This is a genomic window from Dolichospermum planctonicum (genome assembly GCF_005402965.1).
GTDB lineage: Bacteria > Cyanobacteriota > Cyanobacteriia > Cyanobacteriales > Nostocaceae > Dolichospermum > Dolichospermum planctonicum.
On sequence record NZ_BJCF01000021.1, the window covers coordinates 1 to 23,504 of the forward strand.

At 39.7% G+C, this 23,504-nt stretch carries 24 protein-coding genes, 1 tRNA gene and 1 other annotated feature; of the genes, 15 read left to right on the forward strand and 10 right to left on the reverse strand.

The window, feature by feature from the left end:
- The first annotated feature begins 272 nt into the window (after nt 1-272).
- A complete protein-coding gene (locus FFO06_RS10785) occupies nt 273-707 on the forward strand; it encodes a response regulator (RefSeq protein ID WP_137908045.1) in 435 nt (144 codons plus the stop codon).
- Between the two features lie 151 nt (nt 708-858).
- On the opposite strand, the gene FFO06_RS21520 is transcribed toward FFO06_RS10785, so the two are convergent.
- Nucleotides 859-1,032 carry a hypothetical protein gene (locus tag FFO06_RS21520; RefSeq protein ID WP_190371439.1) on the reverse strand — a complete coding sequence of 58 codons (174 nt, stop codon included), beginning with the start codon at nt 1,030-1,032 and terminating at the stop codon, nt 859-861.
- A 138-nt stretch (nt 1,033-1,170) separates the two neighbouring features.
- Between FFO06_RS21520 and FFO06_RS10790 the strand changes: the two genes are divergently transcribed.
- Together FFO06_RS10790 and FFO06_RS10795 are read left to right on the forward strand one after the other, a co-directional pair.
- Nucleotides 1,171-1,716: a DUF2854 domain-containing protein gene (locus FFO06_RS10790; protein ID WP_137908046.1), complete on the forward strand. Its 546-nt coding sequence runs from the start codon at nt 1,171-1,173 to the stop codon at nt 1,714-1,716.
- Nucleotides 1,717-1,790: 74 nt separating this feature from the next.
- Nucleotides 1,791-3,482, forward strand: coding sequence for a bifunctional serine/threonine-protein kinase/formylglycine-generating enzyme family protein (locus FFO06_RS10795; RefSeq protein ID WP_137908047.1), 1,692 nt, complete (start codon nt 1,791-1,793; stop codon nt 3,480-3,482).
- A gap of 270 nt (nt 3,483-3,752) precedes the next feature.
- Here FFO06_RS10795 and hflX read toward each other — a convergent pair whose 3' ends face one another.
- A complete protein-coding gene (gene hflX / locus FFO06_RS10800; protein WP_137908048.1) occupies nt 3,753-5,489 on the reverse strand; it encodes a GTPase HflX in 1,737 nt (578 codons plus the stop codon).
- Between the two features lie 400 nt (nt 5,490-5,889).
- Between hflX and rplS the strand changes: the two genes are divergently transcribed.
- The 8 genes from rplS (at nt 5,890) to rplL (ending at nt 10,197) form a co-directional block, all read left to right on the forward strand.
- A complete protein-coding gene (gene rplS, locus FFO06_RS10805; RefSeq protein WP_028084803.1) occupies nt 5,890-6,252 on the forward strand; it encodes a 50S ribosomal protein L19 in 363 nt (120 codons plus the stop codon).
- 161 nt (nt 6,253-6,413) lie between these two features.
- Nucleotides 6,414-6,486, forward strand: a tRNA-Trp gene (locus tag FFO06_RS10810).
- 183 nt (nt 6,487-6,669) lie between these two features.
- Nucleotides 6,670-6,891 carry a preprotein translocase subunit SecE gene (secE, locus tag FFO06_RS10815; RefSeq protein WP_137908049.1) on the forward strand — a complete coding sequence of 74 codons (222 nt, stop codon included), beginning with the start codon at nt 6,670-6,672 and terminating at the stop codon, nt 6,889-6,891.
- Nucleotides 6,891-7,523, forward strand: a complete 633-nt coding sequence (gene nusG, locus FFO06_RS10820) for a transcription termination/antitermination protein NusG (protein ID WP_028084802.1) — start codon at nt 6,891-6,893, stop codon at nt 7,521-7,523. The genes secE and nusG overlap by 1 nt, the downstream gene beginning before the upstream one ends.
- A gap of 6 nt (nt 7,524-7,529) precedes the next feature.
- Entirely contained in the window at nt 7,530-7,955 is a 426-nt protein-coding gene (rplK, locus tag FFO06_RS10825; protein WP_137908050.1) for a 50S ribosomal protein L11, read from the forward strand.
- 129 nt (nt 7,956-8,084) lie between these two features.
- A complete protein-coding gene (gene rplA, locus FFO06_RS10830) occupies nt 8,085-8,801 on the forward strand; it encodes a 50S ribosomal protein L1 (RefSeq protein WP_137908051.1) in 717 nt (238 codons plus the stop codon).
- Between the two features lie 88 nt (nt 8,802-8,889).
- Nucleotides 8,890-9,057, forward strand: a sequence feature (ribosomal protein L10 leader region).
- 101 nt (nt 9,058-9,158) lie between these two features.
- A complete protein-coding gene (gene rplJ / locus FFO06_RS10835; protein ID WP_028084799.1) occupies nt 9,159-9,704 on the forward strand; it encodes a 50S ribosomal protein L10 in 546 nt (181 codons plus the stop codon).
- Between the two features lie 106 nt (nt 9,705-9,810).
- Complete coding sequence (gene rplL, locus FFO06_RS10840; RefSeq protein WP_137908052.1) at nt 9,811-10,197, forward strand: 50S ribosomal protein L7/L12; 387 nt, start codon at nt 9,811-9,813, stop codon at nt 10,195-10,197.
- A gap of 52 nt (nt 10,198-10,249) precedes the next feature.
- Here the strand turns inward: rplL and FFO06_RS10845 are convergent, their stop codons facing one another.
- Together FFO06_RS10845 and FFO06_RS10850 are read right to left on the reverse strand one after the other, a co-directional pair.
- On the reverse strand, nt 10,250-11,806 hold the full coding sequence (locus FFO06_RS10845) for an NAD(P)H-hydrate dehydratase (RefSeq protein WP_137908053.1): 1,557 nt from the start codon (nt 11,804-11,806) through the stop codon (nt 10,250-10,252).
- Between the two features lie 96 nt (nt 11,807-11,902).
- Complete coding sequence (locus FFO06_RS10850) at nt 11,903-12,607, reverse strand: hypothetical protein (RefSeq protein ID WP_137908054.1); 705 nt, start codon at nt 12,605-12,607, stop codon at nt 11,903-11,905.
- A 170-nt stretch (nt 12,608-12,777) separates the two neighbouring features.
- Between FFO06_RS10850 and mnmA the strand changes: the two genes are divergently transcribed.
- Nucleotides 12,778-13,833, forward strand: a complete 1,056-nt coding sequence (gene mnmA / locus FFO06_RS10855; RefSeq protein WP_137908055.1) for a tRNA 2-thiouridine(34) synthase MnmA — start codon at nt 12,778-12,780, stop codon at nt 13,831-13,833.
- A gap of 87 nt (nt 13,834-13,920) precedes the next feature.
- Here the strand turns inward: mnmA and FFO06_RS10860 are convergent, their stop codons facing one another.
- The 3 genes from FFO06_RS10860 to arsS form a co-directional block, all read right to left on the reverse strand.
- Nucleotides 13,921-14,697: a class II aldolase/adducin family protein gene (locus FFO06_RS10860; RefSeq protein WP_137908056.1), complete on the reverse strand. Its 777-nt coding sequence runs from the start codon at nt 14,695-14,697 to the stop codon at nt 13,921-13,923.
- A gap of 184 nt (nt 14,698-14,881) precedes the next feature.
- The gene (locus FFO06_RS10865; protein ID WP_137908057.1) at nt 14,882-15,310 is read right to left on the reverse strand and encodes an EVE domain-containing protein; all 429 of its coding nucleotides are present in this window, start codon (nt 15,308-15,310) and stop codon (nt 14,882-14,884) included.
- Nucleotides 15,311-15,544: 234 nt separating this feature from the next.
- Nucleotides 15,545-16,519, reverse strand: a complete 975-nt coding sequence (gene arsS, locus FFO06_RS10870; RefSeq protein WP_137908058.1) for an arsenosugar biosynthesis radical SAM (seleno)protein ArsS — start codon at nt 16,517-16,519, stop codon at nt 15,545-15,547.
- A gap of 347 nt (nt 16,520-16,866) precedes the next feature.
- Here arsS and FFO06_RS10875 point away from each other — a divergent pair, with 347 nt between their 5' ends.
- Entirely contained in the window at nt 16,867-17,673 is an 807-nt protein-coding gene (locus FFO06_RS10875; RefSeq protein ID WP_137908059.1) for an Rpn family recombination-promoting nuclease/putative transposase, read from the forward strand.
- A 105-nt stretch (nt 17,674-17,778) separates the two neighbouring features.
- On the opposite strand, the gene arsM is transcribed toward FFO06_RS10875, so the two are convergent.
- A complete protein-coding gene (arsM, locus tag FFO06_RS10880) occupies nt 17,779-18,747 on the reverse strand; it encodes an arsenosugar biosynthesis arsenite methyltransferase ArsM (protein ID WP_137908060.1) in 969 nt (322 codons plus the stop codon).
- Between the two features lie 343 nt (nt 18,748-19,090).
- Between arsM and FFO06_RS10885 the strand changes: the two genes are divergently transcribed.
- Nucleotides 19,091-19,708 carry a TMEM165/GDT1 family protein gene (locus FFO06_RS10885; protein ID WP_137908061.1) on the forward strand — a complete coding sequence of 206 codons (618 nt, stop codon included), beginning with the start codon at nt 19,091-19,093 and terminating at the stop codon, nt 19,706-19,708.
- A 73-nt stretch (nt 19,709-19,781) separates the two neighbouring features.
- On the opposite strand, the gene FFO06_RS10890 is transcribed toward FFO06_RS10885, so the two are convergent.
- Nucleotides 19,782-20,657: a tetratricopeptide repeat protein gene (locus FFO06_RS10890; RefSeq protein ID WP_137908062.1), complete on the reverse strand. Its 876-nt coding sequence runs from the start codon at nt 20,655-20,657 to the stop codon at nt 19,782-19,784.
- A 495-nt stretch (nt 20,658-21,152) separates the two neighbouring features.
- On the opposite strand from FFO06_RS10890, the gene patR reads away from it, so the two are divergent.
- Complete coding sequence (gene patR, locus FFO06_RS10895) at nt 21,153-22,145, forward strand: heterocyst master regulator PatR (protein WP_137908063.1); 993 nt, start codon at nt 21,153-21,155, stop codon at nt 22,143-22,145.
- Between the two features lie 90 nt (nt 22,146-22,235).
- Here the strand turns inward: patR and FFO06_RS10900 are convergent, their stop codons facing one another.
- A complete protein-coding gene (locus FFO06_RS10900; protein WP_137908064.1) occupies nt 22,236-23,405 on the reverse strand; it encodes a homocysteine biosynthesis protein in 1,170 nt (389 codons plus the stop codon).
- Nucleotides 23,406-23,504: the final 99 nt, after the last annotated feature.

Here is a 23,504-nt window from a genome sequence, read left to right on the forward strand (position 1 = left end):
CACCACCCCCCTTTTAATGATATGTATTCTCATTAAGCTTATTTCTCTTTAATTGATCGTTAGTTATTATGTACTACTATCTCTGCTTTTTTGATCTGTGACAGTTCAGGGTGCGGAATGTGGGTTACTAATAATCATAAACTATAAAAGTTCATACTATTTGCGATTTTAAATTGTCAATAAATTACTAAATCAGCACAAAATTGACAACTTTTTAGCTGCGACAATCATTTCTCAAATTAGTATTAATTTACATTTATTCTTTCTCTGGAATGTTAATGTTGTCCCCTGAGTGTTCTAACTTGGATATTCTCGTAGTTGATGATCATGAACTGACTCGTTTAAGCTTACAATTAGTTTTTTCTATTCAAGAAAATATTCATGTTGTTGGTTTAGCCGCTAATGGTCAAGAAGCTATAGAAATGGTTAAATTATATCAACCTCATGTCGTTATCCTCGATTTACAAATGCCAATTATGGATGGTTGGGTAGCGTCTCATTACATTAAAGATATATCTCCAAATACTCAGATTTTAGCTTATTCATCTATAGATGAAACATCTTTTCAGCAAAACCAAACTCAGCATAAATTTGATAAAATTTGCAAAAAAGATATTCGTACAAAAGAACTCATTACCTTAGTTAAACAGTTAGGACAGCGAGTTAAGTATTTTTCCTATTCAGCAGAAAAATTTAACCCCGTCTAGTCTAGTATCAATTAGAAATTATAAATTATCAATTCTGTCACTGTCAAAATTCTTGTCAAAATTCTTATCAAAATTAAATTGCGTCGGGTATATTGTTCATAACAAACACCCGACGCTAATCTTTATTATTAATTAAATCTGCTTAATTATTTCACGCATTAGGAACAGTGCGTTTAAATTCATCCAGTAGATCATCTAGTTCTTCCAATGCTTGATTAACATCAACCCTTAACGTTCCTAAATTAGGTTGTTCGAGTAAACTCAGCAACCGTTCACGTTTAGCTTGAACCGCGCTAATTCGGTCTTTAATTGTCTGAATATCCATTTTTTGCTTCCAGTCCTTAAACACTTCAAATCTAAAGTTAACGCAAAAAACAAGAATATTAATTTCTGTGTCAATTTGCCCCTAATCAGCGATGATAATAGAACTAAGAATGAAAATAAATTATACTAATCTCAAATTATGCTCGGCGGAATTTCTTTGGGAACACTTGGTTTAACAATCGGTAGTATACTCACTATTACAGGTTTTGTTGCCTATTTTGCAGATAACGCTACCCTCAATTTAGTGGGGTTTTTCTATGGTTTTCCGCTGCTATTGGGAGGTTTAGCTCTCAAAGCTAATGAACTCAAACCCATACCCTTCAGCCAAGCCACCACACCATCAATTTTAGCACTCAGAAAACAACAAGCAACTGTCACACAAACTAAAATCCGTAAAGACATCACACGCTACTGCTATGGACAAAAAGCCCATTTAGACGAAGCCCTAGCTTATCTAGGTTTAAGTCCCACGGACGATTCCAGACCAATAGTGACAGGTTTACGAGAAACCGAAATCAATGGGGCTTATACCCTCATTTTAGAATTTGATTCGCCATTAATTAGCTTTGATGCTTGGCAACAAAAGCAAGAAAAAATGACCAAATATTTTGGACCTAATGTAGAGATTAGCATGACACAGCCCAGAGAAGATTATATTGAACTGTCTTTGATGAAGCAGAAATAGTAGCAGCGGGGTTTCCCCGCTTATCTTGTTTCCTGGTATAGTATAATCATCCCTAGAAATACCCAGCAGCTACCATGAGTCAATGTCTTAATCCTACCTGTCTTCATCAAAATCCCCAGGGTACTAACTTTTGTGAAAACTGTGGGAGTAAAATCCTTTTAGATGATCGTTATCGTCCCATTAAATTTCTCGGAGAAGGTGGTTTTGGCAGAACATTTCAAGCAATAGATGAAAAAAGATTAAATACTCCCTGCGTCATTAAACAATTCTTACCCCAACAAGCTGGAAGTGCGGCTTTAGCAAAAGCCACCGAATTATTTCAACAAGAAGCCAAAAGACTGCAAGAATTAGGAAAACATCCGCAAATACCAGACTTAGAAGCCTTCTTTCCCCAAGATGGTAGACTTTATTTAGTCCAAGACTTTATTGATGGTCAAAACCTATTAGAAGAGTTTCAAAATCAAGGTAAATTAAAAGAACCACAAATCAGAATTATCCTCACAGAATTATTGCCAGTTTTGCAATTTATCCATGACAATCAAGTTATTCATCGAGATATAAAACCCGAAAATATTATTAGAAGTAAAACCGGTCAATTATTTCTAATTGATTTTGGCGTTTCCAAAGAAACAAGTGGAACTATTTTAACTAGAGTGGGGACTGTTACAGGTACTCCTGGATACGCACCCCCGGAACAGTTTCGGGGTATGGTTTATCATAGTAGTGATCTCTATAGTTTAGCTGTTACCTGTGTCAGATTATTGACGGGACATTTTCAAGAAGCTGATGGTGCAGATAAATTATTTGATACCAGAAAAATGCAATGGCAATGGCAAAAGTATGTTTCTTTAAGTCAGGAATTAACAACGGTATTAGAAACCATGTTGCAAGATATTCCTACTCGTCGTTATGACTCAGCAGCAGAAGTTTTAGCCGCATTAGCAAATCAAAAAACAATAGTTATTCCCACAGCCACAAACCCACCCAAACCACCAGCAAATATTAACGTAAATATCAATCCCCAATCATCATTTACCGAAGATTTAGGAAAAGGTATTAAATTAGAAATGATCGCCATACCGGGAGGAACTTTCTGGATGGGTTCACCAGCAAATGAAGCAGAAAGGGGTGATAATGAAAGTCCCCAACATCAAGTTACAGTTCCCAGCTTTTTTATGGGCAAATACCCCTTGACACAGGCACAATATCAAGCTATTATAGGGGATAATCCGTCTGGCTTCAAAGGCAATAACCGCCCAGTTGAAACTGTCAGTTGGGATGATGCGGTTACATTCTGTCAAAAGTTAAGCCAAAGGACAGGAAAAAACTACAGATTGCCCAGTGAAGCAGAATGGGAATATGCTTGTAGAGCGGGGACAAAAACGCCATTCTCTTTTGGTGACAACATCACCACGGATTTAGTAAACTACAATGGTAATTATCCCTACAAGTCCGCACCTAAAGGTAAATATCGAGAACAAACTACAGATGTGGGAACTTTTCCCCGGAACGCTTTTGGCTTGTACGATATGCACGGGAATGTGTGGGAGTGGTGTGAAGATGACTGGCATGAAAATTATATAAACGCGCCTACAGACGGTAGTGCTTGGAACAGTCTAAGCGGCAGTAATATAAAGTTAATTCGTGGCGGTTCTTGGCGCCGCAATGCTGGGTACTGTCGGGCTGCGGCTCGCGATAGGGGTTCGCGCGGACTTCGTTACTACTACTGCGGTTTTCGGGTCGTGTCTTCGTTCAGGACTTTGTAGCCCTTTATACTCTTATTCTTTTACTCTCTGCCCTTCTTTTTTTCCCTTCTTAACCTCTCCGCCTCTAGCGTAACAATTTTACAGAAATAACATAGAGCCACTTCACGAATATAGCACACAGATTGTACAAATGGCAATAAAAAGAGAATTATGAAAATACTAATGTAGGGTGTGTTAGCGACAGTGTAACGCACCATAATTGCTGGATCGTTGAATCATCTTTAAGCTTAGATCCCCGACTTCTCAAAGAAGCCAGGGATATGAAAATCATCAACCACCATCAACAGCGTACTGAATAAGCAGAGATAAACGTTGACGCAATGTCTCCAGACCTAAACGCTGACTAGCAGAAATGAAAACCGCTAGGGGAAACTCTTCCCGCGCTAAAGCCAGGGTTTCACTACTAACCTGATCAATTTTATTAAAAGCCACTAAAGCAGGTCCCGGTGTAATGGGCATTTGCGCGAGTATGTCCCGAACTGAGCGAATATGACTTAACCAAGCAGGATGAGATAAATCTACTAAATGCAGTAAAGCATCCGCCTCTGTTACTTCCTCCAAAGTAGCGCGAAAGGCATCCATTAAAGACGCGGGTAATTCATGAATAAACCCTACAGTATCCGTCATTAAAGTTTCCTGGGGTGCGCCGGTTTCCGCGTGGGGAAGCATTAACCGCCGTGTGGTCGGGTCAAGGGTAGCAAATAATTGGTCAGCCGTATATACTTCCGAATTAGTGAGAGCATTAAGTAAAGTAGATTTACCAGCATTGGTATAACCAACTAAAGCCACAGAGGGAACTTCTCGGTGTTGTCGCCGTTGACGTAATCTACAACGATGTGCCTGTAATTGATTAACTTCCTGTTGTAGTCGAGAAATGCGTTTTTGAATAGCCCGACGTTCCGTTTCTAGCTTAGTTTCACCAGGTCCTCTAGTTCCAATACCACCTCCCAATCTGGACATGGCTTGACCCCTGCCAGCGAGTCGTGGCATCATATACTCTAACTGCGCTAATTCTACCTGTAATTTACCTGCACCAGATTGAGCGCGTTGGGCAAAAATATCTAAAATTAATTCCGTACGGTCAACTACTCTGACCCCAATTTGGGACTCTAAATTGCGGACTTGGGAAGGTGAAAGATCACGGTCAAATACTACCAAATTAGCACCTAGAGTTTGCACCGTGAGAGCAACTTCTTGGACTTTACCTTCACCGATAACTGTTTGGGGATGAATACGCGATCGCTTTTGTTGTAAAGTCTGTAATACATCACCCCCCGCCGTATCTACCAACCGTGCCAATTCTGCTATAATGTCCTCGAATTGTTGCGGGCTAGTATTATCCGTTAATACTCCTACAATTACCACCCGATCATGATCAGTGTCTACTTCCTGAGCTACATATTCCCGACTAAATTCCGCTTCTAGACTTTCCACCAATTCGAGAAAATCCTGGTCAGCCAAAGCATCTAAACTTAGAGGCGGTGATATGTGGGAATATATACTAGCGTCAACCATGCTCATGTCAGAGGATTTAGTAGTCACTAACTGTCTATTATTAGCCACAAGGTGAGCTAAATAAGCTTCTTTCACGTATCCAGTTGCACCACCACCACGCTTAGTAAATCCGCCCCCAGTAATATTTAAAACTACTAAAGCATCCAATCTTTGTAAAGCCATAGCCGTTAATGCTGACTCATTTGGTGGTTCTGACTTGAGATTAGTAGATAAACAGCGAATTCCGCTCAGACGTTCTGCACCGTAGCGAGGTATTTCCATGGGTGGGATTTGAGTTTGACGCGGAGTACCCACACCAACCCGAATTACTTGTCCACGACGGTTGATATAAGTACAAACAGGCTGATTAATTTCCGTACTAACTGCTGCAAGACGTTGTGCAAACTCAGATGTAGTAATACAATCCCCTGATATCCGCTGATGGTACAGCCGCTGGAGTTGTTTTAGCTGGCTGGACTTTAAACCTTGAATATTACCAAAAATAGTCTCTATAGGCGTTTAAGACCAGTTACCTGGTTCCCCCTGAATCCTGATACTGTCTATTTTACAACAGAAATTGGTCAGTTGACAGGTGACAGGTGACAGGTGACAGTTGACAGTTGACAGTTGACAGTTGACAGTTGACAGTTGACAGTTGACAGTTGACAGTTGTTAGTTGTTAGTGGACAGTTGTTAGTTGTTAGTGGACAGTAAATAGGTGATAGTAGACAGTAGACAGGTGATAGTAGACAGTTGTTAGTTGTTAGTTGTCATTAGTTAATTTTATTCTTCCTTCTTTCCTTCTTTCCTTCTAACTCCTAACTCGGTGACTCCTTTAATAAATAGCTGGACTATGGGGCGATTATAGATTTATAATTAATGATTGTGAGTTTTTTCAGAAAACAGAAAAGTAATGAACGCCCAAGAGATTATTCGCTCAATTGAAGCGGAACAATTGAAATCTGATTTACCTGATATCTATGTCGGTGACACAGTAAAAGTCGGAGTCAAAATCAAAGAAGGTACTAAATACCGCGTCCAACCCTACGAAGGCGTAGTTATAGCCATGCGGAATGGTGGTATTAACGAAACCATTACAGTTCGCAAAGTTTTCCAAGGTGTGGGTGTAGAACGGGTATTTTTACTCCATTCTCCCCGCATTGAGAGCATTAAAGTATTACGTCGTGGTAAAGTTAGACGTGCTAAACTTTACTATTTACGCGCCCTAGTCGGTAAAGCAACCCGCATTAAACAAAGATTCGACCGCGCCCTCTAATTCCATAGAGGGAATTAACAGACAAAACCCAAGCTGTGAGCGGCATTCGCCGCTAACTTGCCAAAAATAAAAAAATAAGTAACAATTTAGATGACAATTAAAGTCGAATTGTGCTAAACTAAAAAAAGTTGATCACAATGACCGGAAAGAGAAAAGCTTGTGCGCTCTTAGTTCAGTTGGTAGAACGCAGGTCTCCAAAACCTGATGTCGGGGGTTCAAGTCCTCCAGGGCGCGCTCAAAAAGAAAAATATTGCCCGAAGCAATAACGTCACTGCCAAAACAGCAGAAAACGTCAATTATTTCGGGTATAATTTTTTGAAAATATAGCTTTCCTATTGCCAGTCAATTGAGGTCAAAACTGTAAACCTTGAAAAAATGACAAGGTGAAGCTATTCAAGAAACGAGGGTATAACGACTGTGGCCAAAAAAAACGAAGCAGAAATACCAGCAACCGAAAATGGGTTTAGCTTAAACAATTTTTTCCAAGGAACAAAGGAAGAACTTGAAAAAGTAGTTTGGCCCAGTCGGAAACAGTTGGTGAGTGAATCAGTAGCTGTACTATTAATGGTTACACTCTCCGCCTCCTTGATATACTTGGTCGATGGATTGTTCAGTTGGGCAGCAAAACAGGTGTTCTGATGACTTCTGCAACAGACGAACCACGTAATTTAGAATTGCAGTCGGAGGAAGCACTGGGAACAGCGTCTAAAGAGTTACGCTGGTATGCGGTGCAAGTAGCTTCTGGCTGTGAGAAACGAGTCAAGACAAACTTAGAGCAACGTATCCAAACTTTTGATGTAGCTGATAAAATCATCCAAGTGGAAATTCCCCACACACCAACGGTGAAAATCCGTAAAGATGGTAAACGTCAGCCCTCAGAAGAAAAGGTTTTTCCTGGATATGTGTTAGTACGGATGGTAATGAGTGATGATACATGGCAAGTGGTAAGGAATACCACCCACGTCATTAACTTTGTGGGCGCGGAGCAGAAGCGTGGTAGCGGTAGAGGTCGTGGCCACGTGAAGCCAGTTCCCTTAAATCCTGCGGAAGTTGAACGCATATTCAAACAAGCCACGGAACAAGAACCAGTAGTCAAAATTGATATGGCTACTGGTGATAAGATAGTGGTGCTTTCTGGTCCATTTAAGGATTTTGAAGGCGAGGTAATTGAAGTTTCCCCAGAACGGAGTAAACTAAAAGCTCTACTCTCAATCTTTGGACGAGATACACCAGTAGAACTAGAATTTAATCAGGTTAAAAAACAGAGCTAAATACAAATGGCGAAGAAATTAGTAGCGGTCATTAAGTTGGCCCTGAATGCTGGGAAAGCCAACCCAGCACCGCCCGTTGGTCCTGCACTGGGTCAACATGGTGTTAATATCATGATGTTCTGCAAAGAGTACAACGCCAAAACAGCAGACCAAGCGGGAATGGTGATACCAGTAGAAATTTCTGTTTATGAAGACAGAAGTTTTACATTTGTACTCAAAACACCACCCGCATCAGTATTGATTCGGAAAGCGGCGAAAATTGAAAGAGGCTCAGATCAACCCAACAAAAAGAAAGTTGGTAGCATTAGTAGAAATCAATTACGGGAAATTGCTCAAACCAAACTTCCCGACCTCAACGCTAACGATATTGACGCAGCCATGAAAATCGTGGCAGGAACTGCGAAAAACATGGGCGTAACTATCACAGATTAATTAAGTGATTAAGTGATAAATCTTGAGTTTGTGCTTTTGAGTGAATAACTAATAGCCAAATCGAAAATCCCAAATCTAAAATCATATCGGGGGAGAAGCATAACTTCGAGATTACCCCAGGAGAAAAAAATGGCAAAAAAAGTATCACGCCGCTTGCGGGCGTTACTAGAAAAAGTAGAAGATAAGGATTATACACCCTTAGAAGCATTGGCTCTGTTAAAAGAAACAGCAACCGCTAAATTCGCCGAAGCTGCTGAGGCTCATATCCGTTTAGGAATTGATCCTAAGTACACAGACCAACAATTGCGGACAACAGTAGCACTACCTAAAGGTACGGGGCAAATAATCCGGGTAGCAGTGATCGCTAGAGGGGAAAAAGTCACAGAAGCGACTAATGCTGGTGCCGATATAGCTGGTTCAGAAGAACTGATTGAGCAGATTCAGAAGGGCTTCATGGACTTTGATAAGCTGATTGCGACACCAGATGTAATGCCACAGGTAGCAAAGCTTGGTAAATTGCTAGGTCCGCGTGGTTTGATGCCGTCACCCAAAGGTGGTACAGTAACCTTTGATATCGGTAGTGCGATCGCCGAATTTAAAGCTGGTAAATTAGAATATCGGGCTGATCGGACTGGGATTGTTCATGTTATGTTTGGTAAGGCTGGTTTTTCACCTGAAGATTTATTAATCAACCTGAAGGCATTACAAGAGTCCATTGACCGTAACCGTCCTTCAGGTGCTAAAGGTCGTTATTGGCGGTCATTGTATGTGTCCTCGACTATGGGGCCATCAATTGCCATTGATATCAGCGCCTTACGGGAATTAAAACTCACCGAAGCTGCATAATTTGGTAATTGGTAATGGGTAATGGGTAATTGGTGATAGATGAGTATAATCAGCAATGACTAATGACCAATAACTAATCCTAATAACCAAAATTAAATAGATAAAGCCGGAGACAGCAGGTGCTAATAGCTTAATATCCTGCCGAGGTTGTAATTTTAACTACCTAAAGTTTAAACAGTAAAACTGTGACAACGACAGTATTAAAAATACCACTTTGAAACCCTGGCTAAGATAGCTGGGGTTAACTGTTTTCGGCGGGTCAGCAAAAAGGTAATGGGTGATAGGTGACAGGTGACAGGAAATAGAGTCAAAACTAACAACTGACCACTGACAACTGACATTGGAGGTGAGATAAGTATGGGAAGAACGTTAGAAAACAAAAAAGAGATAGTAGCTGATCTCAAGGAAACCTTGAGTAAGTCAACTTTAGCACTGGTAATTGATTATCAGGGGCTAACAGTTGCCGAAATCACCAATTTGCGTCAGCAACTCCGTCCTAGTGGTGCTATATGTAAGGTGACAAAAAACACCTTTATGGGCATTGCCATTAAGGATCAGAAACAGTGGGAGCCAATGTCGGAACTGCTGAAAGGCTCTTCTGCATTTCTGCTAGTTAAAGAAGATTTATCCGCGATTAAAGCTTATCAAGCATTCCAAAAAGCCACCAAGAAAACAGAAATTCGCGGTGGTGTCATGGAAGGTCGTGTCCTGAGTGAAGCTGATGTTAAGGCTCTAGGAGACTTACCATCTAAAGAACAACTCATGGGTCAAATCGCTGGTGCTATCAACGCTGTGGCTACCAAGCTGGCTGTTGGTATCAACGAAGTTCCCAGTTCCTTGGCTCGCGCTTTGCAAGCTATCGCTGAAAAAGAAAATGGTGATAGTTCCGAAAGTGCTTCTTAGTGTATATTAGCAAATACAGAACGCACTAATTAATCGTGGTGGTGCTTAACCACTAACAAATGACAACTGACAAATCAAAACAAATCAAAAATTAGGAGTTATATCCATGTCTGCTGCAACCGAACAAATTTTAGAACAATTGAAAGCCCTCACCTTATTAGAAGCTTCTGAATTAGTCAAGCAAATCGAAGAAGCCTTTGGTGTGAGCGCTGCTGCTACTGGTGGTATGATGATGATGGCCCCTGGTGCTGCTGCTCCTGCTGAAGAAGTAGTAGAAAAGACCGAGTTTGATGCAATTTTGGATTCTGTACCTGCTGATAAGAAGATTGCTGTCTTGAAGATTGTCCGTGAAATCACAGGTTTAGGTCTGAAAGAAGCTAAAGAATTGGTAGAAGCTGCTCCTAAAGCTGTTAAGGAAGGTGTAGCTAAGGACGCTGCTGAGGATATCAAGAAGCGGATTGAAGAAGCTGGTGGTAAGGTAGTAATTAAGTAGTTGCTATCTGGTAATTGGTAATTGGTAATTAGTAATTGGTAAAAACTAATTATTACCCTTTACCTTTTGCCTTTTTTATGACTGGTAATAAATATTGTGTCAGTGTAAAAGCATCAACTCCTAATTCTGTTCTTGCTTGTGCTGCTAAAATTCCTGCTTGAGAATGCCACCAAGTCGCACTTGCGACTACATCCTCTATGGTAAGTTCTGGGGGAGGAATTTGCGCTAATAGTCCACCTAACAGGCCAGTTAATACATCACCGCTGCCTCCACGGGCTAAGGCCGGGGTGCTTTCGGGATTTATCCAAACACTACCTTGAGGATTAGATATAGCCGTTCTTGCCCCTTTGAGCAGGACTACAGCCCCACTTTCGTGGGCTGCTGTTTGTACTGCTTTGACTCTATTTGTGTAATCAATATGGGGAAATAAACGCTTAAATTCTCCCGTGTGGGGTGTAATTACAGTGCCTGATTTTCGTGATTTTAATAGGGGAATAGTTCCTAATTGTGCGAGAATATTTAAAGCATCAGCATCGAGAATTAGAGGACATTCACATTCAATTATTTCGGGAAGAATAGAAATATTATCTGTAGTTAAACCCGGTCCGCAAGCAATTGTAGTAAATGAATTTAAGTCTATAAGGTGCGTTACGCTATCGCTAACACACCCTACTAATGGTAAATTAGCAATTGCTCCTTTTTCTGTTTCAGGACAACCGATAATTAACGCTTCTGGTAAATGGGAAACTAACGACATTTTTAGAGATTCTGGCACAGCAATTGATAACATTCCTACACCAGAAGCTCGCGCACCCAAACCTGTTAAAATTGCTCCACCTGCGTAACGTCGAGAACCACAAATTAATAGTAAATTTCCTTGTTTATATTTGTGGGTAATGAGGGGACGGGGTAAGGGTAGGGTAGATAATGCTGTTGTTTTAGTAATGCGTTTGATTTGGGGGACATTATCTAAAACCGCATGAATATCTGTTAAGGGAATATGAAAATCAATTAATTCAGTTTTACCAACATAAGGTAATGCTTGTTCTTGTAATAAACCCTGTTTCCATAAACCCAAACAAAATGTATAACTTGCCTGAATAGCTGTTCCTAAAACCTCCCCTGTGTCTGTGTGTAAACCGGAAGGTATATCAATACTAATAATAGGCTGATTTCTTTGATTAAAATAATTAATTGCAGCAGCTATAAAGTCGGTAATTTCTCTTTCTAAACCAAAACCAAATAAACCATCAATTAAAAAATCACAATTTGGTAATTCGTTAATTTCTTGATAACAGGGAATTTCCAAACTTTGAATATATTGAAAATGTTGTGAAGTTAATTCTTTCAATTTAGAAAAAGGTTGATAAATCCAAACTTTATAACCGTGAAAATACAATTCACGCGCTACTACTAAAGCATCACCTCCATTATGACCTGGACCGGCTAAAATGCCCACACATTTATCTGGAGAAATAATAGTTTGTAAGCGTTGGAAAATTAATCCCCCTACCTTTTCCATTAAAGCAGCTACAGGCATTCCCGCAGTAAATATTCTGGTTTCAATATCCCGCATTTGCGCTGCGGTAACTACTTGTTCTTTTGTCATTTGTCAATTACCAATTACCAATTACCCATTACCCATTACCCATTACCTATTACCCATTACCCATTACCAATTACCCATTACCAATTACCCATTACCCTATTTTCCATAATAAACTCTAGCATTACCGTAACCTGAATTTTGAAAATAGCTATTCCATATTTCTGCTTCATATTTGTCGCTAAAAGGTCCTATAGCTATATGCGCTCCCCGTGGTTGAGTTCTCATAAATACATTAATATTTGCACTTATTTTCTGTCGAATTTCTGTACCAAAAGAACGTAAATTATTAGGGTGACTAGGAATCACTATATAGTAGTATTTTCTTGCTTCTTGTTGATAGTTATTTGGATTGTTTTGGTTGTTATCATAGGCTGTTTGTTGACCAGAATTATTGGGTTTTATTTCTAGATTTGCAGAATTAACAATTCTAGCACCAAAAACACCATTTAATTCCAATTCTCTCACCCTGATTTCAGCATTAGATTGTTGATGAAAAACACCACATTGAATCACATTCCGTCCATTATAATTGCGGATATAAGCATTGCCTTCAACTTGCTGAACTCGTTGCAATACTTGAAAATCGCTGCTATCAACATAAACAAAATATCGTTCAAAATTTTGGTTATACTGGTTTAATTCCCCAGGTTGTACTTGCTGCGTCCCCTGTGCTAAAAATTGACTATTCTTGGGGATTTGAGCCTGAACTGGAGTACAATCGAACATAAACGCCCAATACCCACCCGCAAGTAAAGATAACATAGATAAAGGAGTAAAGTAACTGACTCTTAAGTTAGACATATTTGTTACTAGCTCTTACAGAAATTTTCTATGAACTATTCGATATATGGACTACCTTAACAGGAAAATTTCTCCTATATGCTACAATCGGAAAACCTCGCACTTTGTGAGTAAATAAAAAACCCCTTTCTTACGAAAATAAGCCGCAAGCACTTTGAAAAGTGTGAATTATGAAAAAAGTTGTCGTTGGTCTTTCTGGTGGCGTTGATAGTTCCGTAGCCGCCGCTATGCTACATAATCAGGGCTATGATGTAATTGGTTTAACCCTTTGGCTAATGAAAGGCAAGGGGCAATGTTGCTCTGAAGGAATGATCGACGCGGCTGATATTTGCCAACAATTGGGTATTCCCCATGAAATTGTTGATATTCGGGATGTCTTTCAAAGGTCAATTGTTGATTTTTTGGTGACAGGTTATAGTGCGGGAATTACGCCATTACCTTGTTCTCAATGTAACAAAACGGTCAAATTTGGTCCGATGGTGGAATATGCACGGGAAAAATTAAAATGCGATCGCATCGCTACAGGTCATTATGCCAAAATTCGTTACGATGACGCTACTAATCGTTACCAATTGTTACGAGCCGTTGACCGCAATAAAGATCAATCTTATTTTCTCTATGATTTATCCCAAGATTTATTAGGGGCTGTAATTTTTCCCCTAGGTGAATTGAATAAAACCGATACCCGGAGAATTGCTACAGAATACAACTTAAAAACCGCCGATAAACCGGAAAGTCAAGATTTATGCTTGGTAGAAAGTAACGGTTCTATGCGGGCATTTTTAGATAAATATTTAGCTCCCAAATCCGGTGATATTGTTGATACTACTGGCAAAATTTTGGGACAACATGATGGTATTCATCATTATACCATTGGCCAGCGAAAAGGCTTAGGTATTGCTGCGGCCGAACCCTTGTATGTGATTTCCTTAGATGCTGTTAATAACAGGGTAGTTGTAGGCGATCGCACCAAAGGAACTCAGTCAGAATGTACAATAAATAGAGTAAATTGGGTTTCTATTGCTGAACCAGTCACACCTGTACGAGCAGAAGTACAAATTCGTTATCGTTCTCAACCCGTAGCTGTGACAGTAATTCCTTTAGCAGATTCCCGCGTGCGCTTAGTATTTGATGAACCACAGTTTAGCATTACACCCGGACAAGCTGCGGTTTGGTACGACAAAGACAAGGTATTAGGTGGGGGAATTATCGAACAGTTTAGTTAAATCAAAAACCCGTAAGGGCGCAGGTCTTGCACCCTAGATTGTATCCCATACTACTAATAACTTTTCCTAGCTCCTATAATCGCTATATTATTCCAGTAAATCTGGTTCTTGCCGTACAATCATCTCATACAAGGGTTGAAAACTAAACCAACCCATCTCAGCAGAACCCACTTGACTATAAGCTATCTTGGCATACTCTGGTTTAATTGGGCTGGGTGTTCCGGCTGCTTCTGCCAATAATTGCGCTTGACAAGAGCGGTCCATTGTGATAAACCACCAAGCAGCCTCATCAATAGTTTTACCTACTGTCAATAAACCGTGATTTTTGAGAATGACGGCTTTATTTTTTCCCAAAGTTTCAGCAATGCGCTTGCCTTCTTCCAGGTTGAGAACAACTCCCGTATAATCAGTAAATATACTATGATCTTCGTAAAAAGAACAAGCATCTTGAGTTAGCGGGTCAAGCAGACGGCCGAGACTAGACCAGCTTTTACCATAGATAGAATGGGCGTGAGCTGCTGCTACCACCTCAGGACGGGCTGCATGAACTTGAGAATGAATAGCAAAAGCAGCACGATTTACCGGACGATTACCGTAAATTACATCACCTTGCTGATTAACTAATATGAGGTCACTAACTCGAATTAAACCAAAGTACATTCCAAAGGGATTTACCCAAAAATGTTCAGGTTTTTCCGGGTCACGGGCTGTAATGTGTCCAGCAACACCTTCATCAAATCCAAATCGGGAAAATAGCCGCAATGCAGCCACTAGTCGCTGTTGACGGTGCAATCTTTCCTCGGTAATGGAGGTAAATGTGGGAATTGTGGGACTATTGGGTTTTTGTATGGGTGTTTCGGTCATATAGGAATTGAATTTATAGGTGATTTTATCAAATTACCCAAATCAGAAAATAAAAACCGCAAAATACTATATTTTACGGTTCTAAGTATGGTGTGAGGAGTTAAACTTTCCATCATTATAGAATATCAGCCAGACAAAAACTCTTTCATAACACTTTGAGGAACAAAATTATTTTTAATATTTCCTACTTTTCCTGAATTAATTTCTGTACCTGTTCCCACTCTTCTGAACTTACCTTAAAATTAGTCGAATTGGGAGCGCGAAGCACCAATAAATTTTTAAGTACAGAATCTTCTTGTAACTGATTTTTCTGTAAAGGAGATTCTACAAATTTATTTGTAAATCTAATTATCGCTTGTTGTTTTCCCAAAGCTCTTGTAGAGTCTACCCAATATTTCTTATCTGGTATTTCCGTCAAGAATTGAGCGGGTTCTATCACTTCTGCTGTCGCATAAATTCCCCCTTGACTACCAGATAACCAAATAATAACACCATCACCAGGAGCGATATCGTTAGCATAACGAGTTACCAACCAAGGAATTGCTTCTAACTCCTTGATAGCTTCTAAAACCCGATAATACTTGGGATTTCCTTGAAATAACCAATAGGCCATATACTTTTCTGATAATTACCAGGTCAGATTATACCATTTTTGAGATTTTTGATCTTACTTAGCCATAAAAAATAAAAACCGTGAAAAAATAAATTCACGGCTTGAATAAAAATGTGGTGTGAGGAGACTTAACTCCCTTGATCATACTAGATATTAAAATTAGAAGTTCAATTACCACAAATTTCTTTACAAAGTAATTATTTCCTGACATATATATTTTTAATATTTGTCAATTTATACTATAGCACCACCACAACTAGAACCACAACCCGCAGTACAACCATAGCAATATTCAGCAGTTTGGACTTCATTAAATATATCCAAACTACCAATTTCTAACAATTTACTCACAGTCAAATTTTCACCATTACTAGTTTTAGCAGGTAAATTCATCATTTGATTAAAATCACAATCATAAATATTCCCTAAATAATCAATTGAAAGTTGTTCACGACACATTAAACCATCAATTGTATTTGCATTAAAGTGAGATTCCAAAAAATGCAAATAGCGAGAATAAAGCTGTTTTCTTTCTAAATGAAACTTTGTTCTCCCCACAGGTATATTAGTAATAGTGAAAAGATGATTAAATCGAATATCAAATTTTTCAGACAAAAATGTTTTATAGTCTCCTTCTAACTTTTCCTGTTCAGGAGTGAGAGAAAAATCATCACTACTTGGTAATGGAGAATTATACACCAAATCTAACACTAAATTGGGATTTTGACCATAACCGATTTTATTCAACCATTGTAAAGCCTTAATTGATTGATCAAAAACACCATTTCCCCGCATTTTATCCACATTATCGGCTAAATAACAGGGAAGAGAAGCGACAATTCTGACTTGATTCTCAGCAAAAAAATCTGGTAAATCCTCAAATCCCTGCACAAAATAAATTGTCAAATTTGATCTGACAATGACCTGTTTACCTGCTTTATTTGCAGCTTCTACCAAAGACTTAAAACCATAATTCATTTCTGGAGCGCCACCAGTTAAATCTACCGTTTTAATTTGCGGAAAACTACCAATTAAAGTAATTAACTGCTGACAAACTTCCGGTGTTAATTCCTCAGTTCTTTTCGGACTAGCTTCCACATGGCAATGGTTACAAGCTAAATTACAAAGTTTTCCCAAATTAACTTGTAAAACATTAATTTGCTGCTTTGTTAAAGGTGAATTTATCTGCTGAGAAAAAGGTGTAATCATAGAAGCATCTCTAGCTAAATTAAACCATAATTAGTTGAGAAATAAAAGCAAAGATGATAAATATGAGGATTTTACCCCATTTTCTCTCTAGTTTCTCCTATTTCTCATGCTGTCTCTCGTTCTCTCGTTCCCATGCTCTGCGTGGGAATATAGTTAAGAGGCTCTGCCTCTATTATACCTGGAGGTAGAACCTAGAACCTCAAAGATGACATTCCCAGTCAGAGACTGGGAACGAGGAACGAGGATGCTTTGTGTGGGAACGAGAATTTCCTTTCTTTGCGTCTTTGCTCCTTTGCCTCTTTGCGCGAAACCTCAGCTAGATTAGATATAAGAATTACTCAATTACCGTGAAAACCGATACAATTTTCTATAGCTTATTTCAAGCATTTCCTAGCATCTTTTTTGAATTAATTAACCAGTCTCCCACAGAAGCAGGTACGTATGAATTTACCTCTCGTGAAGTTAAACAACTGGCTTTTCGTTTAGACGGTTTATTTTTACCAACCACCAAAGATGCCAAAAAGCCATTTTACATTGTTGAGGTTCAATTTCAACCCGATGATGATTTATATTATCGTCTCTTTGCAGAGCTTTTTCTCTACCTGCGACAATACAAAACTCCTCATCCTTGGCAAGCTGTCATCATCTATCCTAGTCGTAATATAGAAAGAGAACAGAATGTACAATTTGGGGAAATCTTACTGCTTCAGCGAGTTACACGCATTTATTTAGACGAGTTGGGAGAGAGTTCTTTAGGGGTGGGAGTTGTTAAACTAGTAATAGAAACAGAGGAATCTGCACCAGCATTAGCAAGACGCTTAATTGCCCAAGCAAACCAACAACTAACTGATACCAAAATTAAACGGGATTTAATTAATCTGATTGAGACAATTATCGTCTACAAATTACCCAAAAAAAGCAGAAAGGAGATTGAAGCCATGTTAGGTTTAAGTGAGTTGAAACAAACCAAAGTTTATCAAGAAGCTTTAGAAGAAGGTAAAGCTGAAGGTAAACAAGAAGGTGAAGCTGAAGCAACCAGAAAGTTTGCTTTGAAATTGTTACGAACAGGTATGAATTTACAACAAATTGCTGAATTTACAGAATTATCTCTTGAACAAATTCAGGCTTTACAAAAGGAAATTCAAGAATCATAGTAGTTCTGGCTCTAATAAAATACTATTGAGGACGGGGAAACCCCGCCCTTGCGGGTTTGAGGATAAAAAACTGTACTTCATAACGGAGGAAAATACTGTATAGAATTAACAACATCCTCCACCATCATAATACCATGTAGAATCAGTAATAATGATTTCTTCAGCATTGATAACAGCTAACTTTTCCGCCGTTTTATCACAAACAGCCACAGGAATTCCCCTTTGTAAAATATGTCCAGATAGATCATCAAAAAATTCTTCCTTACCCGCATAAATTGCTGTTTTACCAGTAAAAATACAAGCCCCGTCTGGGGGGATTTCCACCTTAAAAGCCACAGAATCAAGACTTTCTAAAAGGATATTTTCCTGTAGCTGATAACTATGTTTATCTAATAAACGATAAGGACGACGTGCGCGAATTTCCACTTGTCCAAAACCAGCATTAATTATTAGTTGAGTATATTCTGGATATGTAAGAGCGCCGGATAAACACAAAGCGCGTAAATGTTCATTTTGTTGTAAATGATCAGGAATTGGACTGGTAGCAATTGGATCACTCATTTGTAAGCGACCGCCGGATTTTAATACCCGATATGCTTCCTTTAAAGCGCGAGTCAAATCCGTTGGTTCAAAGATATTGAAAAGGCAATTTTGCGCTACTATATCCACCGAAGCATCAGCCACAGGTAAATTAAAAGCGTCTCCCGGACGAATTTCAACAAAGCTAGTATCAAACCAGGGGTTTTCCGTTGCAGCAATTTCTAAGTTACGCATTGCAGCTTCTCGCATAGCCTCCACAGGTTCAACAGCAATAATCGCACCAGGACGAGGAGAGAAATAAGCAAATTGTAACGCTTCTAAACCACCACCGACACCAACATATAAAACTGTAGGTTGATTATTAAGTTCGTTGTGATGAACTGTAGTTCCACAACCATAGTTCATTTCCTGCATAGCCAGAGGAATTTTCAGCCCTGGTAATTGTAAAGGTGTACTTTGGACACAGCATAGCCCCACTTCCGGTGTTTGAGCAACTTGGCTGTAAAATTGGGCTGCGGTTTCTAAATAGGTCATAGTCTCAAATTAGTATCAATTCATTCTAACAGAACTGTTTCTGGCTTGACCATCGCCGTGCTGCAATATTTTTCCTTCCCAAAAGCCTTGACTTTTAATCTCAGCAAGAGTATTATGTAGAACTAATAGAAGGGGAGTAGCTGCTGACAGTAAATCAAGATTTTCTGTTCAGTATATCTAAATCAACATACTGGTGATGAGCCTGGTTTAGATAGCGAATAAACAAAGTATTTGAAAGCGAGACCTTCACTGACGACACATTGAAAAGTGTGGAGTTCAGTGAGGTTTTATGGCTCTCATTGATACTCCACACGGGTAAAAAATCCTTCAGGAGTTTGAGAGAGTGTTAACAGCCTTTACCGCCGGTTTATTACTAATTACCATTTCTGAACTAGGTGATAAAACCTTTTTTATCGCTGTAATTCTGTCCATGCACCACCCACGGCGCTTGGTATTCTCTGGTGTGATAGCTGCTTTAGCGGCTATGACTATCTTATCAGTTGCATTTGGGCAGGTAGTGTCTTTATTACCAAAAATCTACATTCATTATGCCGAAATAGTTTTGTTTATTGCCTTTGGTTTGAAGTTGATTTATGATGCCAATAAAATGGCTGTATCTGCTACCGAAGAAGTCGTAGGGGAGGCACAAGAGGCGGTAGAAAAGGCAGATTTAGATAATTCCCAGCAAAAAAGTGTTTGGTCAATTTTACTAAAATCCTTCGTACTAACATTTATAGCAGAATGGGGCGATCGCACACAAATAGCCACCATAGTCCTCGCAGCCAGTAATAACCCCATTGGTGTTACAGCCGGCGCAATATTAGGACACGCAATTTGTGCAGCGATCGCCGTTATCGGTGGTAAATTAATAGCAGGTAGAATTTCCGAAAGACAAATTACCTTCTTAGGCGGTTTTCTATTTATCATCTTTGGCATAGTCGCCGCCATAGAAGGAAAATAATCCGTAGCAACAGTAGCTCAGTCAGGACAAAGAAAGAAACAAATTTCTTCCCCTATCCTATCTCCCCTCTCCCCTATGGACTAGCGGTAGGAGATGATGTAGAATTAGGCTCAGAAATTGCTGCTACCTTATTGATTTCGTCCTTATACTGAGCCGGAGCTAAGGCTGTAGCTTTATCAAATAAAGGTTTTGCTTCAGCAAGCTTCCCTTGTTGCTTAAACAGCATTGCTTTCGCTAAAACGGGACGAAAATCTTGAGGCTCTTGATTAATTGCTTGATCATACACAGAAATAGCTTGAAGATCCTGCTTCTGAAAAGCGTAGACATTACCTAAAAGGACTTGAATAGCAACTACATCCCCACTACCTGGCTCAATAGCATTAGCCTTCTTTGCAGCAGTTAAACCTGCTTCTAATAAGCCAATAGCTGCTTCTGGACGCTTTTCACTTAATTGCAAACTGACCATACCCTGCAAAGCCTTCAAATCTGCCGGTTTTGCACTTAAAATAGTACGATAAGTTTGGGTTGCTCCTTCCTTATCGCCAATTTGTTGTTTAGCTTGAGCCAGTAAAACCCCGTACTCTGACTTTTGGGGATTAAGTTTAGCAAGTTTTTCCAAAGGTTCAATCACAACTTGAATATCAGCCGGTTTAACTTCCCCTTGTCCTTTTTGACTCAACAACTGTAACCGGGCTTGCAAAAGTCCCTTGAGTGCAGTTTGATTTTCTGGCTCTTTCTGTAAAACCAATTCATAGCCCCGGACTTGATCTTCTAATTTTGACTTTTGCTGAAATGAAGATCCTTGATTCTCAGTATTGGCTTGATTCGATGGTAATGATTGGGGTTTGTTAAATGTTGTAATTATGGGCATAACAGAAACCCCCACAAAAGCAACAACAGCGAAAGCCAAGACTACTCGAACCATCCAGCGATTACGCGATTCAGACACAATATTATTCTACTCCTAAATGTTAACAAAATGTAAGTATATAGAACCAAAGTCATGCTACACTATCAGCAGATTTTAAATTTTGGATTTATTCTTGATCTAAATTCCGACAATGACATTAATTACAAATTAATTACAAATTGCAAAGTTAAAAATTTCCAAAACTTTGCGGAATACGGTGATTTGTCTGTGAATTTTATAACAAATAAATATCTATCCTGCTAAAGTAAGTGATGACTTTAGGAAGATCCGTCAGAATTATAGCTATGCTATGCTGCCGATAACCTAGCGTGGCCTTAGCCTCAATGGTTGTGAAGAGGCTAAATTACACATTTAGTGTATAAATGTGATATTTTGCGTACTTCTGTTCATATAAAGCATCAAGCGAAAGGCTAGATTAAAAGGAAATATACTTTGATCAGCCACACTTGCTCTTTTCTACCTGTCTTTGTCAAATCCTACCAAGGGATACGTCTTGTGCCGCAAGGAGTTTTTATGAATTCCGACCTGATGCCATCTTCTCAATCCTCAAATTCCACAGCCTCTAAACAAGGCAGAAAAGAGATTTCACCCCCTGTTAATGCTCATACATTAGCAGACCAACCCTCTCAACTGGAAAATTCTGTCATTGACCTGAGTAAATCCGATGCTAACGGGCATTTAGTTAATCGAGAACAACCAATTCCACCTCCGAGCGAACCAACCCAGTACCGAGCTATTGGCCTAGTTCGCGGGTGCTATCATGCCAGTAGTGAACAGTTTACCCAAGGAACACTACTGACTAGCGATGGGGTTGAACTTAATGCCGTCCTATTAGGTCGGATTATGAGTCTAGTCAAAAATCACTTAGACCTAGAAAAAGAACATCTATGGGTAGTTTATCCCCGCACCAGACAAGAAAATGACGCATTACACCTGCAAATTGTTGGCGTTTGGGAACCAGAAAATCTGGCGAAAAATGCACTAGATGAACATAGCCCAGATGCGATTACTCAAAAGTTACACAACTCGACAGTAGTTTGTGATGATCTCAAACCCTCATCAGCTGTTCCTGATGGCGGTTTTTCTGTGCGCGGTGAGGTAGTTTACCAGTCTTTTGATGAAAAGAGTTTGGTTGTGAAAATCAAGCAATCTCCCCGGAAAACTACTGATAAAGCTAAATATTTTAAGTTGAAACTCAAGGGCATATTAACGACCAAAGCCGTCAGTAAGTTCTGGGACTTCAATGTGAAACGGGAATCAGATGCTTTAGTAGTAATTAATGCCGAAGCGATCGCTGATTTACCCAAAAAACGTAGACCGCCATTCAAAGCCGCGCCCCGTGGTGTTGCTAACAGCGGTACTAGAAGACCATTCCCCCCTCGACGCAATGGTGAAGCCCCACGTCCCATTAGAAAGACAGCAGGTGATCCCACGGTTATTACTAAACCTATACCGAAAACCCCCACTCCTATGCCTATTAAGAGGCCTAAGCCGACCGGGGAATAGGTAATTGGTCAGTTGTCTGTTGTCAAATGATGATTAGTGAGTACAGAAACACGGAATTTCCCTCTTTGTCTTTCTTCTTTCTCACTACTTCTAAAACTCAGTCCAACGATCTTGAGGTAAAAAAGAACGCTCCATTGGTATCGGGGCTACTGGTTCAGTTAGGGTAAATATCCCCTCTTTGATCCATTGTTTCAACTCTTGGGCTACTTTTCGGGAAAGAAATAAGCTCGCTAAAGATGCTACTCGTACCGTTCTCCCTTCAATAGTGATACGTCCAGACTTAAGTTGGGCGTAACTCACTAAACCGAAGGTAGGACGGACACGACGAGGAATGGAAAAATCTACAATTGGTGCTACTAAGTCTCTGTCTTGGACAGCACACCGTTCTATCACTCCCACATTTAAAACTGGTAACGGCACGCCTACACCCATCATCATGGACGGTCCATAGCTTTTAAAGTAACAACCTCGTATCCATCGGGCATCCATCTGTTTGGCATCGCCAATTAACGCTAAAGTGGCTGAAGGCCCAATCGGTGTCCGATTTTCTAACCGCTTTTGCAAAGGGAAATGTTGTGTCCCCTCCCAAGCTACATAACCAATACCCCCAGCTAAAAAAATCTTTGTCCCAATACCAACGATTTGTAAATCGGGGTCATTCAGCAACGGTGACAGCGAACCAGGGTTAGAATAAACTGCATTCCCTAAACGTGGCTGTAACGGTCCTAAATACGTATACAGTGGGCGATCGCCACCATTCACACCAACAATAAAATTTTGATAAAGATTACGCGGATTAAATAAGTAAAACTGATTGATGGTGTCACGGGTGATAGTGGTTTCAAACGTAGCCCTGGGATAACAATCGGTAACTTGTCCAATAGCACGTACTTGGATAGATTTACCCGCAATTAAATCCTCAATCACATGACCCCCTCCACGTTCTCGCACTTCTTCCCCATCTATGGTGTCAACTGGACAACTAGCACCTAAGTATAAATCCACAGCCCCAAAACCAGAGTATGCTGGTACTCCATCTAACCAGCAACGCCGAATTTTTATCGGTGGATCAGTATGTCCTAAGTTAATAATTGCACCACTTGACTCCATTGGTTCAAATGTACCAGTGGTAATTACATCTACTTCCTTAGCAGCTTTATTAACACCAACTTCTCCAACTCGTGCTTTCAATTCTTCAGCAGTCCAGACTATCGCCCGTTTTTGGCTGATTTTCTCATTAATATCCGCAATTGTTCGCATTTTTAATTCAGTTGTAGGTTGGGTTTAAAAAAACCCAACATTTCCGTGTTGGGTTACACCTTCGGCACGCTACGTGAACACTCCGTTTTACCCAATCTA